14 protein-coding genes are annotated in these 14,294 nt (G+C 69.2%); 6 read left to right on the top strand and 8 right to left on the bottom strand.

What is annotated here, in order from left to right; genetic code table 11:
- Window positions 1-125: 125 nt before the first annotated feature.
- Entirely contained in the window at window positions 126-1,961 is a 1,836-nt protein-coding gene (recQ, locus tag UUA_RS02555) for a DNA helicase RecQ (RefSeq protein WP_008434018.1), read from the bottom strand.
- 235 nt (window positions 1,962-2,196) lie between these two features.
- Window positions 2,197-2,538 (bottom strand): MGMT family protein, encoded by a 342-nt coding sequence (locus UUA_RS02550; RefSeq protein WP_008434017.1) that lies wholly within the window; start codon window positions 2,536-2,538, stop codon window positions 2,197-2,199.
- Between the two features lie 66 nt (window positions 2,539-2,604).
- Between UUA_RS02550 and UUA_RS02545 the strand changes: the two genes are divergently transcribed.
- The gene (locus UUA_RS02545; RefSeq protein WP_008434015.1) at window positions 2,605-3,009 is read left to right on the top strand and encodes a hypothetical protein; all 405 of its coding nucleotides are present in this window, start codon (window positions 2,605-2,607) and stop codon (window positions 3,007-3,009) included.
- A 92-nt stretch (window positions 3,010-3,101) separates the two neighbouring features.
- On the opposite strand, the gene UUA_RS02540 is transcribed toward UUA_RS02545, so the two are convergent.
- Both UUA_RS02540 and UUA_RS02535 read right to left on the bottom strand, forming a co-directional pair.
- Window positions 3,102-4,214 carry an inorganic phosphate transporter gene (locus UUA_RS02540; protein WP_008434013.1) on the bottom strand — a complete coding sequence of 371 codons (1,113 nt, stop codon included), beginning with the start codon at window positions 4,212-4,214 and terminating at the stop codon, window positions 3,102-3,104.
- 87 nt (window positions 4,215-4,301) lie between these two features.
- Window positions 4,302-4,931 carry a DUF47 domain-containing protein gene (locus UUA_RS02535; protein ID WP_008434012.1) on the bottom strand — a complete coding sequence of 210 codons (630 nt, stop codon included), beginning with the start codon at window positions 4,929-4,931 and terminating at the stop codon, window positions 4,302-4,304.
- A gap of 135 nt (window positions 4,932-5,066) precedes the next feature.
- Between UUA_RS02535 and UUA_RS02530 the strand changes: the two genes are divergently transcribed.
- Complete coding sequence (locus UUA_RS02530) at window positions 5,067-6,389, top strand: hemolysin family protein (RefSeq protein WP_008434011.1); 1,323 nt, start codon at window positions 5,067-5,069, stop codon at window positions 6,387-6,389.
- A 285-nt stretch (window positions 6,390-6,674) separates the two neighbouring features.
- Here the strand turns inward: UUA_RS02530 and UUA_RS02525 are convergent, their stop codons facing one another.
- Window positions 6,675-7,433, bottom strand: a complete 759-nt coding sequence (locus UUA_RS02525) for an RNA methyltransferase (RefSeq protein ID WP_008434009.1) — start codon at window positions 7,431-7,433, stop codon at window positions 6,675-6,677.
- A gap of 114 nt (window positions 7,434-7,547) precedes the next feature.
- Here UUA_RS02525 and UUA_RS02520 point away from each other — a divergent pair, with 114 nt between their 5' ends.
- Window positions 7,548-8,351 (top strand): inositol monophosphatase family protein, encoded by an 804-nt coding sequence (locus tag UUA_RS02520; RefSeq protein WP_008434007.1) that lies wholly within the window; start codon window positions 7,548-7,550, stop codon window positions 8,349-8,351.
- Between the two features lie 51 nt (window positions 8,352-8,402).
- On the opposite strand, the gene hda is transcribed toward UUA_RS02520, so the two are convergent.
- The 3 genes from hda to UUA_RS02505 form a co-directional block, all read right to left on the bottom strand.
- A complete protein-coding gene (gene hda / locus UUA_RS02515; RefSeq protein WP_008434006.1) occupies window positions 8,403-9,101 on the bottom strand; it encodes a DnaA regulatory inactivator Hda in 699 nt (232 codons plus the stop codon).
- Entirely contained in the window at window positions 9,098-10,267 is a 1,170-nt protein-coding gene (locus UUA_RS02510; RefSeq protein WP_008434005.1) for an AI-2E family transporter, read from the bottom strand. Before UUA_RS02510 ends, hda begins: the two co-directional genes overlap by 4 nt.
- 190 nt (window positions 10,268-10,457) lie before the next feature.
- On the bottom strand, window positions 10,458-11,438 hold the full coding sequence (locus UUA_RS02505) for a DUF2066 domain-containing protein (protein WP_008434004.1): 981 nt from the start codon (window positions 11,436-11,438) through the stop codon (window positions 10,458-10,460).
- A 149-nt stretch (window positions 11,439-11,587) separates the two neighbouring features.
- On the opposite strand from UUA_RS02505, the gene purM reads away from it, so the two are divergent.
- From purM to UUA_RS02490, 3 genes are all read left to right on the top strand, one after another.
- Complete coding sequence (purM, locus tag UUA_RS02500) at window positions 11,588-12,676, top strand: phosphoribosylformylglycinamidine cyclo-ligase (RefSeq protein WP_008434002.1); 1,089 nt, start codon at window positions 11,588-11,590, stop codon at window positions 12,674-12,676.
- Window positions 12,677-12,684: 8 nt separating this feature from the next.
- Window positions 12,685-13,350 carry a phosphoribosylglycinamide formyltransferase gene (purN, locus tag UUA_RS02495; RefSeq protein ID WP_008434001.1) on the top strand — a complete coding sequence of 222 codons (666 nt, stop codon included), beginning with the start codon at window positions 12,685-12,687 and terminating at the stop codon, window positions 13,348-13,350.
- A 125-nt stretch (window positions 13,351-13,475) separates the two neighbouring features.
- Window positions 13,476-14,183, top strand: a complete 708-nt coding sequence (locus UUA_RS02490; RefSeq protein ID WP_008433999.1) for a DUF3108 domain-containing protein — start codon at window positions 13,476-13,478, stop codon at window positions 14,181-14,183.
- Window positions 14,184-14,294 lie beyond the last annotated feature (111 nt).

Below are 14,294 nucleotides of genomic sequence, written 5' to 3'. Positions count from 1 at the left end.
GGATGAGGGTGCAGGCGGAGCGTGGGGCGCACGCAACCGCACTCCAACTCCTCTCCCGAAGGGGAAGGGCTCAGGCGGCGTGAGGGTTCGAGAACCAACGAAGGGAGAATATCCGCTGCCGCCGCTCAGGCCGTAGCGTTGATCACCGCCAGGAAATCGCGGCCGTAGCGCTTGAGCTTGGCTTCACCCACGCCGCTGACTCCGGCCAGCTCGTCCTCGTTGGCCGGCATGGCGCGCAGCATCGCCAGCAAGGTGGCGTCGTGGAACACCACGTACGGCGGTACGCCCTGCTGCTTCGCCAGTTGCGTGCGCAAGGCGCGCAGCGCGTCCCACAGGTCCTGCTCGTAGGCCTCGATGCCGAGGCTGCCGCCGCCGCTGCCTTTACCGGATGTGACCAGCTTGCTGTCGCGGCGGCGCCGGCTGGCGCGCTCGGGGCGGGCATCCTCGCGCAGCTTCACCTGCCGGCCACCGTTGAGCACGCTGCGGCTGGCGGCGGTGAGGCGCAGCGTGCCGTAGCCTTCGGCATCGGCCTCCAGCAGGCCGGCGGCGAGCAGCTGGCGGAATACCGAGCGCCACTGCTTCTCGTCGAGATCGGCGCCGATGCCGAAAGTGCTGAGCCGGTGGTGGTCGAGGCTGAGCACGCGCTCGGTTTCCTCGCCGCGCAGCACGTCGATCACGTGGCCGGAGCCGAAGCGCTGGCCGGTGCGGTACACCGCCGACAGCGCCTTCTGCGCCGGCACCGTGGCGTTCCATGTCTTCGGCGGCGCGACGCAGTTGTCGCAATGGCCGCAGGCGCCGGGGTGGCTTTCGCCGAACGCACCCAGCAGCAGCTGGCGGCGGCAGTCGGTGGCCTCGGCGTAGGCCAGCAGGGATTCCAGCTTCTGCCGCTCGACCCGCTTGCGCTCGTCGTCTGATTCGGACTGCGCGATCATCTGGCTCATGGTGACCACGTCGGACAGGCCGTAGATCATCCACGCCTCGGCCGGCAGCCCGTCGCGGCCGGCGCGGCCGGTCTCCTGGTAGTAGCCCTCGATGCTGCGCGGCAGGTCCAGGTGCGCCACGAAGCGCACGTCGGGCTTGTCGATGCCCATGCCGAACGCGACGGTGGCCACCATCACCACGCCGTCCTCGCGCAGGAAGCGCTGCTGGTTCTTCGCGCGAGTGGCCGCGTCCAGCCCGGCGTGGTATGGCAGCGCCTCGACGCCCGACTCGGCCAGCCATGCGGCGGTGTCGTCCACCTTGCGCCGGCTGAGGCAGTACACGATGCCGGATTCGTCCTGGTGGCCCTGCAGGAACTCGGCGAGCTGACGCTTGGCGTTGTGGCGCAGGCCGACCCGGTAGCCGATGTTCGGCCGATCGAAGCTGGAGACGAACCGCCGCGCCTCCTGCAGCGCCAGCCGCTCGACGATCTCCTCGCGCGTGCGCGGATCGGCGGTGGCGGTGAGCGCAATGCGCGGAACCTGCGGGAAGCGCTGGTGCAGCACCACCAGCTCGCGGTACTCGGGGCGGAAGTCGTGGCCCCACTGCGACACGCAGTGCGCCTCGTCGATCGCGAACAGCGCCACCTCGATGCTTTCCAGCAGGCCCAGGAAACGCGACGTGAGCAGCCGCTCGGGCGCCACGTAGAGCAGGTTCAGCTCGCCGGCGAGCAGCTGGCGCTCAACTTCGCGCTGCGCTTCCGCGCCCAGGCTGGAGTTGAGATAGGCGGCGGCCACGCCGGCTTCGCGCAAGGCATCCACCTGGTCCTGCATCAGCGCGATCAGCGGCGACACCACGATGCCGGTGCCCTGGCGCAGCAGCGCGGGAATCTGGTAGCACAGCGACTTGCCGCCGCCGGTGGGCATCAGCACCAGCGCGTCGCCGCCCTCGGCCAGATGCTCGACCACGGCCTGCTGCTGGCCGCGGAAACTGGGATAACCGAAAACGCTTTGCAGCAGCTCAAGGGCTGAGAGCCTGCTCATGATCTCCAAGTGCCCCGCGTTGCCATCGAGTGGCCGCCAGGTGGTAGTGCGTGGCGCCGCGCCTGACTGGCTGTCAGACCAAGCCACGCGCTGCCGCATGGCGGCCACTCGATGGCAACGCGGGGCACTTGGAGATCATGAGCAGGCTCTATGGCTTTCATCGGCTGCATGGTAACAAACCGGCCCGGCCTGGCCGCCGGAAATAGCTGCGACGACTCGTCGGCGACGCCACCGTTCAGCCGTCCGGCATGCCCCACAGCGCGTGGTCGAGATCGCCATCCAGGCCGAAGCGCGACAGCGGCACGCGGCCGTTCTTCACTTCCACGCCTTCGGCGCGCAGCCGGCGCGACTGCTCGCGAAAACCGCGGCTGCCCGGCGCCATCGCGATGTGCCCGCTGGAACGCAGCACGCGGTACCACGGCAACTCCATGCCATCGGGCACCTCGCCCAGCAGCCGGCCGACCAGCCGCGCCCGCCCGGGCAGTCCGGCACGGGCGGCGATGGCGCCGTAGCTGGCGACGCGGCCGCGCGGGATCGCGGCGATGGCGGCGTAGATGCGGGCGGCGGCCTCATTCATGGTTCACGCGACGCAAGCGGATATCCGTGGCAGAGTAGCTTCCGGTCCTTGTCGAAGGAAGCCGCCATGCGCCACTTCGAAGCCGTGCGTTCCCATCTCGGCAGCCTGCACGAGCTGCGCCAGAACGATCCCTACCTGATCAGCTTCGATCTGAAACTGGCGCCGAACCGCTACCAGGGCATCTACCTGGCGGAACTGGAAGACGAAGCGGGGCTGCGCTATCTGCGCGTATCCACGCCGATCGGCCCGCTCGCCGGCACCGACCCCGTGCGCTGCCTGCGCTTCAACTGGCAGCAGCGCACCGGCTTTCTCGCGGTGACCGACCTGGACGGATCGCCCTACCTGCACCTGTGCGAAAACCGCCCCTACGAGTTCCTCGACCGCACCGAACTGCAGCGCGTGGTGCACGAGCTGGGTGTGCTCGGCGACCAGCTGGAACAGCTCATCAGTACCGGCGACGACACTCTGTAGGAGCCCGCTCGCGGGCGATGCCTTTGCTTTTGCGAACCCCGAACCTCCGCTCCAGAGGCATCGCCCGCGAGCGGGCTCCTACAGTTGATGCCTCAGGACGCCATGCGGAACACCATCACCAACCCGTAGGCCAGCAGCGCGGTGACCGGCAGGGTCAGAATCCACGCCCACACCATGCGCTCGACCACCGACCAGCGGATCGAGTTGAAACGCTTGGCCGCGCCCACGCCCATGATCGAGGCGGACACATTGTGCGTGGTCGACACCGGAATGCCGAATGCCGAGGCGGCCAGGATCACCGCCGCCGAGCTGGTCTCGGCGGCAAAGCCGTTGATCGGGTGCAGCTTGACCATCTTGTGGCCCAGCGTCTTGATGATGCGCCAGCCGCCACCGGCCGTGCCGGCGGCCATGGTCAGCGCGGAGACCACCTTCACCCACACCGGGATCTCAAAGCCGCCGGCCGGGTCGCCGTCGATGCGCAGGAAGCCCAGCCATGCCGGCAGGTGGTCGAACTGGTGCGCCGCGGTGGCGCCGGCCAGCGCCAGCGCGATGATGCCCATGCTCTTCTGCGCGTCGTTCATGCCGTGCGCCACGCCCATCGCGCTGGCCGAAACGACCTGCGCCTTGCCGAAGAACGCGTTGACGAACGGGGTGCGCCCGAACCGGCGCGACCAGCCCTGCCGGTTCGCGAACCAGGCCAGCAGCGCATACAGCGCGCCCATCAGCAAGAAGCCGATGATGAAACCCGCCAGCGGGGAGAGCACCATCGGGATGATCACCTTGGGCACCACGCCGTGGCCCTTCAGCACGCTGCCCTCGACCCAGACCACCGCGTCGAAATTGTTGCCGGAAGCCGCCAGCGCCGCGCCCACCAGCGCGCCGATCAGCGCATGGCTCGAACTGGACGGCAGGCCCAGCCACCAGGTGATCAGGTTCCACACGATCGCCGCCAGAAGTGCGCAGACCAGCAGCTGCGAACCCATCTCGATCACCCCGGCGTTGATCAGTCCGGAAGCGATGGTGGCCGCCACCGCGGTGCCCATGAACGCGCCGGCCAGGTTGGTACCCGCCGCCAGCAGCACCGCCTGGCCGGGCGAGAGCACCTTGGTCGCCACCACCGTGGCGATCGAATTGGCGGTGTCGTGGAAACCGTTGATATAGGTGAAGACCAGCGCAATCACCACTACCGCGATGACGACGCTCATGCGCGGCCCCCGATCAGGCGGGAGGACGTGCGCAACACCGGCAGCGCGGCCGGACGGGGCGGAAGGCGCGAGGTCACGGGCGTAACCTCAGGAGTTCTTCAGCACGATCGAATAGACGATGTTGCCGACGTCGCGGCACTTGTCGATGGCCTTCTCGATCAGCTCGAACAGGTCCTTCGCCAGCATCGCCCTCATCGCGTCGCCGCCTTCCGTGTACAGCGTGCGGTACGGCGCCAGCAGCATGCGGTCGCCTTCCGATTCCAGCGCCTGCAGGCGGTCCTGCAGCTTCTTCACCGGGTCGATGCGCAGGCCGCGGCGCAGCTCGCCGATCATCTCGGCGACCACCTCGCTGGAACGCTGCAGCACCAGCGTGCGCTGGGCGAAATCCACCCCGGCCAGGCGATCGGCCACGATCTCGTAGCGCTCGGCGAACTTCTCGATGGTCTTGGGGATCTTGTACAGCGCCGAATTCAGCGCCTCGATGTCCTCGCGGTCGAGCGCGGTGACGAAGGTGTTCACCAGCTCCTCGCTGATCTGCGCAGCCAGCACCTTCTCGCGCGCGCGGGTGGCGGTGAAGGCCGCCATCACCGGCCCCTGGCCGGGCCGGGTCAGCAGTTCGTGCAGGGCGCCGGCGCTTTCGCAGACGGTGGCAGCGCTTTGTTCGAGCAGGCCGTAGAACTTGTCACCTTTGCCGAAAATCGTCTGCAGTGAAAACATCCGGGCCATGCCTGAAGGGGTTGGATGACAGTAATATTACAGGACGCCCGTGTTGCCCCGCATCAATGCTCTCGTGAACGGCGGCCCGCGCAACCCTTACACTGTGCCCATGCAGCCTCCCCCGACATCGCCGCGATGCTGACCGAAATCGCGCTCGTCCTCGTGCTCACCCTTTGCAACGGCTTCTTCGCGCTGTCGGAGATGGCACTGGTGGCCTCCCGCAAGAGCCGCCTCAAGCAGATGGCGCGGACCAGCCGCAAGGCCGCCGCCGCGTTGCGGCACGCCGAGGCGCCCGAGCGTTTCCTGTCCACCATACAGGTCGGCATCACCGTGGTGACGCTGATCACCGGCGCGGTCGCCGGCGACGCGCTCGGCGGCCAGATCTCCACCCTGCTGCTGCAAAGCGCGCCGCTGGCGTGGCTGGCGCCGTACGCACGGGGCGTCGGCATCGTGCTGGGCTTCGTGCTGATCTCCTACATCCAGATCGTGGTCGGCGAACTGGTGCCCAAGCGGCTGGCGCTGTCGGCGCCGGAAAAACTGGCCTCGTACGCGGCAATCCCGATGCTGCTGCTGTCGCGGCTGACCGCGCCTTTCGTGCTGCTGCTGAATGCATCGAGCAACCTGCTGCTGCGTCTGCTGCGGGCCACCCCGCAAGGCGGCGTGGTCACCGAGGAGGAGATTCGCCTGCTGGTGGCCGAGAGCGCCGAGCAGGGCGTGCTCGACGCCGACGAGCACAACATGGTCAACCGCGTGCTGCGCCTGGGCGACCGCACGGTGGACAGCGTGATGACCCCGCGCATGCGCATCGCCTGGCTGGACATCGCGGCGAGCCGCGAGGAGAACGTCGAGGTGCTGCGCGCGACCCCGTATTCGCGCTACCCGGTGTATCGCGGCGACGAGAGCGAGGTGGTCGGCGTGGTCGAGGTCAAACGCCTGCTGCACAGCTTCGCCGAGGGCAAGCCGGAGCTGTTCGGCCACCTGGCCAAGCCGCTGTTCGTGCCGGCCACCGCCCGCGCGCTGGACCTGCTGGAAGAGTTCCGCGATGCCGAGACGCCGCTGGCGCTGGTGGTCGACGAGTACGGCGACATTGAAGGCGTGGTCACCGTCAACGACCTGCTGGCGGCAGTGGTCGGCGCCAGCCAGATCGGCCACGCCGGCAGCGGCGAGGACAGCCCGATCAAGCGGCGTGCCGACGGCAGCTGGCTGGTCGACGGCAGCCTCTCCACCGACGACCTGCGCGAGCTGCTGCAGATCGACGAACTGCCGGGCGAGGAGGAACACGGCTACCGCACCGCCGCCGGCATGGTGATGACCGCGCTCGGCCACGTTCCGCAGACCGGCGAGATGTTCGCCTGGCACGGCATCCGCTTCGAGGTGGTCGACCTCGACGGCGCCCGCATCGACAAGCTGCTGGTCACACCGGCGCCGTCGCTGGAGCTGTCTGACGACGAGCAGTGACAAACATCCCTGACCGCACGGTCGGCCCCTCCCCCTGCTCGCAGGGGGAGGTCAGGAGGGGGTGAAGCTCTTCGCACCGCCCTGGCAAAAAGCACCTCACCCCAGCCTCCCCTGCTGCGCAGGGGAGGGAGCAAAGCCGGTTACTTGCCGTTGGCCAGCCCCGCCATCCGCTGCGCATCGGCAAGGATGCCGTGCAGCTTCGTAGGGCGGGCACCGCCCGCCGCTCCTGCATTACCCACCGCACATTGAAAGGCCGGCGGGCAGTGCCCGCCCTACCGAAGCCGCCTACCTGCCGTTGGCCAGCCCTGCCATCCGCTGCGCATCGGCGAGGATGCCGTGCAGCACGCGCAACTCGCGCTCGTCCGGCTGCGCGCGCTGGAACAGCTTGCGCAGGCGCAGCATGATCGTGGTGGGCTCGCGGCCCTTGTGGAAGTCGATGTCGTCCAGCGTCTGCGCCAGGTGGCGGTAGAACTGCTCCATCTGCGCCGCGTCCGCGGGCGGCTCGTCGTGCTCCGGCGGCGGCGCCGGCGGTTCGTCGCCGAGCAGCGCCATGCGCAGTTCATAGGCCATCACCTGCACCGCCTGCGCCAGGTTGAGCGAGCTGAAGTCGTCCACGCTGGGAATCCGCACCATCGCGTGGCAGCGCGCCAGTTCCTCGTTCTCCAGCCCGGTGCGCTCGTTGCCGAACACCAGCGCCACCTGCTCGCCGCGCGTCGCCGCCGCCAGCGCCTGGCGGGCCGCCTCGCGCGGCGAAAGTTCCGGCAGGTTCACGCCGCGCCGGCGCGCCGACAGGCCCAGCGCCAGGCTGCTGCCGGCCAGGCCGTCGACCAGCCCGGCATGGAGGCCCGCGCTGGCCAGCACCTCGTCCGCACCGGCGGCCAGCGCGTTGGCCTCCGGGTCGGGAAAACGGTGCGGCGCGACCAGCTCCATCCGCGCGAAGCCCATCGTGCGGATCGCCCGCGCCGCGCTGCCGATGTTGCCCGGATGCGAGGTGCGCACCAGCACGTAGCGGATGCGGGCGGCGAGGTCGTGAAGGTCGGTCATGCGCTGGGCGGATAGGTGGTTCGGGTCGACAAGAATAGTGGACGCGGGGCGGCCAGGGCCCGCCTCTGCTAGAATCGCCGGCCGCAGCCCCGCTCTCTTCCAAAGTCGAAACCCATGGCCCGACCCCACGTCACGATCGCGGCGCGCGCCGCCCGTTCCGCAGGCAACGTGATCCTGCGCTACATGAACCGCATCGACGGCCTCAACATCGTCGAGAAGCAGCAGATGGATTTCGTCTCCGAGGTCGACAAGCTGGCCGAGGCGGAAATCATCAAGGAACTGCGCCGCGCCTACCCCGACCACGCGATCCTCGCCGAGGAAAGCGGCGCGACCGGCAAGGGCCCGTTGACCTGGGTGATCGACCCGCTGGACGGCACCCACAACTACCTGCGCGGCATCCCGCATTTCTGCGTGTCGATTGCGCTGCTGGAGAAGGGCGTGCCGATCCATGCGGTGGTGTTCGACCCGCTGCGAGACGAGCTGTACACCGCCAGCAAGGGCGACGGGTCCTACCTCAACGACCGCCGCATGCGCGTCGGCAAGCGCGAGAACCTGGGCGGCGCGATGATCGCCACCGGCTTCCCGTTCCGCCAGCGCGAACACCTCGCCGCGCAGCTGGACATGACCCGCGCCATCCTCGGCCAGGCCGAGGATATCCGTCGCTCCGGCTCCGCCGCGCTGGACCTGGCCTACGTCGCTGCCGGCCGCTACGACGGCTACTTCGAGATCGGCCTGAAGCCGTGGGACATGGCCGCCGGCGTGCTGCTGGTGCACGAAGCCGGCGGCCGCTACTGCGACTTCGCCGGCCGCGACGGCATCCCGGAAAGCGGCAACCTCATCGCCGGCAACCTCAACGTGGCCAAGGCGCTGACCGACGCGATCGGCCAGCACGCCACGCCGGGGTTGCTCAAGGCCTGAGCGGTGCGACCGACCGGATGAGCGAAGGTGCCTGCGGGCGCCTTCGTCGTTTCAGGATGCCGCCTCGCGCAGGAAGCCGCGCAGGAACGGAATGGTGATGCGCCGCTGCGCAGCCAGCGACGCGACATCCAGTTTATCGAGCAGGTCGAGCAGCGCGCCGAGGTCCCGCGTGTGGCGGGCGAACAGCCAGTCCAGCACGCTGTCGTCCAGCTCGATGCCGCGGGATGCAGCCTGCGCCTTCAGCACGGCGCGGCGCTCGGCGTCGTCCAGCGGCTTCAGCGCGAACTGGGTGCAGGCGCCGAGGCGCGAGCGCAGGTCGGACAGCTCGATTCCCAGTGCAGCCGGCGTGGCGTCGGCGGCGAACAGCAAGGCGCTGCCTTCGGCACGGGCACGGTTGTAGAGGTCGAACAGCGCATGCTCCGCGTCGCGGTTGCCGGCGATGGCACCGAGATCGTCCAGCGCCAGCAACTCGCTGCCGGCGACGCCGCGCAGGGCGGCCGGGCGATCGACGACCGTGGCCAACGGCAGGTACTGCACTTGCCGCCCCGCCGCGCTGGCGGCCTGGCAGGCGGCCATCAGCAGGTGACTGCGGCCGCTGCCGGCAGCGCCGTGCAGGTAGACCCACGGCGCAGCGGCTTGCAGCGCCAGTGCCTGCACCGCAGCCAATGCAGCAGCGTTGGCGCCGGCGTGAAAATGCTCGAAGCGCTGGCGGCGCGGCCAGCGCAAAGCCAGCGGCAACTGCGGGATCATGGTTCGGTCCGGTCGTCCTGCGGCGGTTCGACGGTGGCCTCGACCGCGCCGTCGCGATGCACGGCCAGCTCCACCTCGGCAACCACCGGATCGTCCGGCCCCGTCCGGTTGTACAGCTCGCTCATGCGGTAGCGCTCGATCAGGTAGCGCAGCAGCACGATGATCACCGACGCGGCCGGCAGCGCCAGCAGCACGCCGAGGAAGCCGAACAGGTAGCCGCCGGCCAGCACCGCGAACATCACCGCCACCGGGTGCAGGCCGATCTTGTCGCCGACCAGCTTGGGCACCAGCACGTAGCCCTCCAGCAACTGGCCGACCGCGAATACGCCGCAGACCAGCAGCACGTGCGCCCAGTCGCCGTATTGCACCAGCGCGGCCACGATCGCCGCCACGAAGCCGATGATGAAGCCCAGGTACGGCACGAAGCTGAGCAGGCCGGCGACCATGCCGATCAGCGGGCCCACGGTCAGCCCCATCACGCCGAGGCCGGCGCCGTAGAACACCCCCAGCGCCAGCATCACCAGCATCTGGCCGCGCACGAACGCGCCGAGGATCTGGTCCGATTCGCTGGCCAGGTAGGCAACGGTGGGCTGGATCGAGCGTGGCAGCACGGCGTCAACCTTGGCCACCAGCCGGTCCCAGTCGCGCAGCAGGTAGAACGCCACCACCGGGATCAGCACCAGGTTGGTCAGCCACATCACGATGCCGAGGCCGCCGCGCGACACCTTGCCCAGCACCGCCGTGGCGACGCCGCCGATCGAGCCGATGTGCGCCTTGATCGCCGCCATCAGGCGGTCGCTGTCGAAGGTATGCGGATCCAGGTGCAATCGCGCCTGCAGCCACGGCCATACGGTGTTCTGCGCCCAGTCGCCATAGCGCGGCAGGTTGCTGACCAGGTTCTCGATCTGGCGCGCGATCAGCGGGATCAGCAGCAGCAGCACGCCGACCACGACGACCATGATCACCACGAACACGATGGTGGCCGCCCACATCCGCTTCAGCCCCAGCCGTTCCAGCCGGTCGGCCAGCGGGTCGCCCAGATAGGCCAGCATGGCGGCCACCGCGAACGGCATCAGCACCGGCGCCAGCAGCCAGACCAGCCAGGCGATGGCCGCAGTGATGGCGAGCAGTTGCCAGCGGCGCGAAAGATCCTTGTCCTGATTCACTCGGCACGCCCCGGGAAGGAATGGTTACCCGTTATCTTGAGGAGTCCGCACAGGGATGTGCGGGGTTTTGCGAGGGACTCGCATCCCATGAGTAGTCCGCACAAGGACGTGCGAGGTTTTGCGAGGGACTCGCATCCCATGAATAGTCCGTACCGGGATGTGCGGGGTTTTGCGAGGGACTAGCACTCGGTCACCTCAGCCAGCGCAGGTTTGCGTCGGCGCCCGGATGCGGTTCGCCCTGCAGCAGCAGGTGGCCGCCGGCGGCGAGGTTCGCGGCCAGCGCACTGATCGGCGCGGACGCCTTGACGTACAGCAGCACGCCGTCATTCTGCGCGCCCAGGGTCTGCACCTGCTTCACCGAGGGGTCCTCCTGCAGGAGCGCCACCAGGTTGGCGTAATCCATCGCCGATTCCAGCCCGCTGACCCACAGCTTGCCCTCGCTGGGGCCCGCGCCAATGACATTGAACTGCTTGCCGAGGCGGTCGGCCAAGCCGTTGCCGGCATCGCCCAGCAGTGCCCCCGCATTCGCGCCCTGGCCGCTCCAGTGCTGCGCCTGGCCGCCGGAGATCAGCGTCCAGTCGGCGGCACCATTGCGCAGCTTGCCGAGCAGCACCAGGCCGGTGTGGTACTGCCGGTTGACCGCCACCAGCGCGGCCGGCTCGGCAGCGGCGACCTTGGCCGGGTCCGGCGGGTTGCCATCGGGATAGACCACATTGGTGCCGCGTGCGCCGGCCACCGTGGCCAGGCTGGCCAGCGCCGCCTGGTCGAGCAGGTGTCCGTCGCTGCCCTGCACCAGCAACAGCACTGGCGGCTTGATTCCTACGCTCTGCACGCCCAGCTTCGCCACCAGCCGGCGCACCGTGCCCGGCTCGAACTCCACCTCCAGCACCAGTCCGGTCGCGGCGCGCTGGTACTGGAACTTCTGCACCATCGAGGCCGCCTTGCCCAGCGCCTCGCCGTAGCCAGCGTTGCTGCGCAGGTCCTGGCCGCCGGCGACCCGCGTGAGCACCTGGCCGAGCGCGGTGGCGAACGCCTGGTCGCGTTGGGCATCGCTGGTGTCGGCCACCGGCACGACCACCGCATACGGCGAGCTGGCGACCTGCGCGTGCGCCGCGGGCAACGCGGCAAGCAGCAGCAACAGGGTGACGATCAACAGGCGGGGCAGGCGCATGGGCTGGCATCTTCCGGGAAAGCTCGCCGGAAGTCTGCCCAATCGCGCCCCCAGCGTCCATCGCGGCCGTCACCAAACCCGGCGCCAGCGGCCGGCAACGGCGCCGCAAGCTGGTAAACTTGCGCGTTTCACCCACGCCGGTTTCCGCCATGTCTGACGCCCTCACCTACCGCGCCGCCGGCGTCGATATCGATGCCGGCAATGCGCTGGTCGAACGCATCAAGCCGCTGGTCAAGCGCACCAGCCGCCCCGAGGTGATGGGCGGACTGGGCGGCTTCGGCGGCCTGTTCGACCTTTCCGGCCGCTACAAGGAGCCGGTACTGGTCTCCGGCACCGACGGCGTGGGCACCAAGCTGAAGCTGGCGCAGACGCTGCACCGCCACGACACGATCGGCATCGACCTGGTCGGCATGTGCGTCAACGACGTGCTGGTGCAGGGTGCCGAGCCGCTGTTCTTCCTCGACTACTTCGCCACTGGCAAGCTGGACGTGGACACCGCCGCCGCCGTGGTTGGCGGCATCGCCGCGGGCTGCGAACTGGCCGGTTGCGCGCTGATCGGCGGCGAAACCGCCGAGATGCCGGACATGTACCCGCCGGGCGAATACGACCTGGCCGGCTTCACCGTCGGCGCGGTGGAAAAGTCGCGGATGCTCACCGGCGCGGCCATCGTGGCCGGTGACGTGGTGCTGGGCGTGGCCTCCAGCGGCCCGCACTCGAACGGCTATTCGCTGATCCGCAAGATTCTCGAGCGCGCCGGCAACCCGTTCGACCTCGACCTCGGCGGCGTGAAGCTGGTCGACGCGCTGATGGCGCCGACCACGATCTACGTCAAACCCATGCTTGAGTTGCTGGGCGCCAGCTCTTCCGGAATTCCCCGCCCTGAGCTTGTCGAAGGGACCAGTCCCGAATCCCGAATCCCGGCCATCCACGGCATGGCCCATATCACCGGCGGCGGCCTCAAGGAGAACATCATCCGCGTGGTGCCGGACGGCCTCGGCATCGCGCTGGACGCCTCCGCCATCATGCTGCCACCGGTGTTCGACTGGCTGATGCGCGAAGGCAAGGTGGCGCGCGAGGAAATGTGGCGCACGTTCAACTGCGGCGTCGGTTTCACCGTGATCCTGCCGCGCGACGCGGTGGCGGGCGCCTCGGCGCTGCTGGCGAAGCACGGCCTGGCCAGCTCGGTGATCGGCGAAATCGTGCCCGCGGCCGGCAACGAGCGCGTGCAGATCGGCTGAACCGCTCCATGACCGTTGCTCCTGCCAAAGTCGCCGTGCTCGCCTCCGGGCGCGGCAGCAACCTCGCCGCGCTGCTCGATGCGCACGCACGCGGCGAACTGCCGGTCGAGTTCGTGCTGGTCGGCAGCGACAAGGCCGCCGCGCCCGCACTGCGCCTGGCCGAAGCCGCCGGCATCCCGACGCTGGCGCTCGACCCGCGCAGCTACCCGGACCGGCGCGCGTTCGACTTCGACCTGTTCGCCCGCATCGCCGCCAGCGGTGCCGAGTGGCTGGTGCTGGCCGGTTTCATGCGGGTGCTCGATGGCGAGGCGCTGCAGCCGTGGGTGGGCCGGATCATCAACATCCACCCCTCGCTGCTGCCGAAATACCGCGGCCTGCACACCCACCGCCGCGCGCTGGAGGCGTGCGATGCCGAACATGGCGCCAGCGTGCATTTCGTCACCGCCGAACTGGATGGCGGCCCGGTGATCGCGCAGGCCTGCCTGTCGATCGAAGCCGGCGACGACGAGGAACGTCTGGCCCAGCGCCTGCTGCCGCTGGAACACCGGTTGCTGCCGGAGGTGCTGCGCCTGCTGACTGAAGGGCGGCTGCGTTGGGACGGCCAGGCGCCGCGCTTCGACGGCCAGCTGCTGACGGCGCCGCTGCGGCTGGGTGACCGCGGCCTGCAGCCCTAGGACAGGTCCGAACAACCGCCGTCACTCCCGTGAGGCGCTTTTCAACAGCCAGAGGCTGGTCAGGCGGAATGACGGGCAAGAGCGGCCTTAGAACCGGTTCAGCCCCGCATGGGCAGACTCGGCGCATGACCATCCGATCCCTGCTCGCCTCCCTGTTCGGCCTCGGCCTGCTGCTTGGCGCCGGCGCCGCCATCGCCGCCACGCCCCCGGCGTTCACCGCCACCTACAACGTGTCGCAGGGCGGCCAGTCGATGGGCCAGGCCACGGTGAGCCTGCACGCGGCCGGCAACGGCGAGTGGATCTACCGCAAGGACGTCAAGGGCACCGGCGGGCTGGCCGCGCTGCTCGCTGCCAGCGTCACCGAAAGCTCGCGCTTCCGCTGGAAGGGCGACGTGCCGGAGGCGATCAGCTACGACTACCGGATGCAGACGGCGGTCAAGCAGAAACAGCGCCAGCTGGCGGTCGATTGGCCGAGGCAACAGGTCAGCGTCGACGAAGGCAAGGGCCCGCAAAGCTACCGGGCCGTCCCCGGCATGGTCGAGCGCAACACCCTGGCGCTGGCACTCGGCGTGGCCCTGCGCGACGGCAAGCAGCAGGTTGCGCTGCCGGTGGCGGTACGCCAGGAAGTGCAGGTGCAGAACTTCAAGGTGACCGGCCGCGAAGCCATCACGGTACCCGCCGGCCGCTTCGACGCCCAACGGGTCGACCGCACCGACGCCGACCGCGGCTTCAGCGCATGGTACGCACCCGATCGCTACCCGCTGCCGGTGAAGCTGTCGCAGCACGACGGTGGCGACATGGTGATGGAGCTGGTGAGCTACAAAGCCGACTGAAGTGGCCTTGGCCAGCCTCGACGCAGCAACGGCACCTCGATTCCTCCTCCTGCAAGCAGGGGGAGGTTGGAGGGCGTAGCCCCGAACTTGCCGGAAGATCAAGAGCACCCC

The sequence above is a fragment of the Rhodanobacter thiooxydans LCS2 genome (assembly GCF_000264375.1).
Lineage (GTDB): Bacteria > Pseudomonadota > Gammaproteobacteria > Xanthomonadales > Rhodanobacteraceae > Rhodanobacter > Rhodanobacter thiooxydans.
This window is presented reverse-complemented; position numbering and strand designations above follow the sequence as displayed.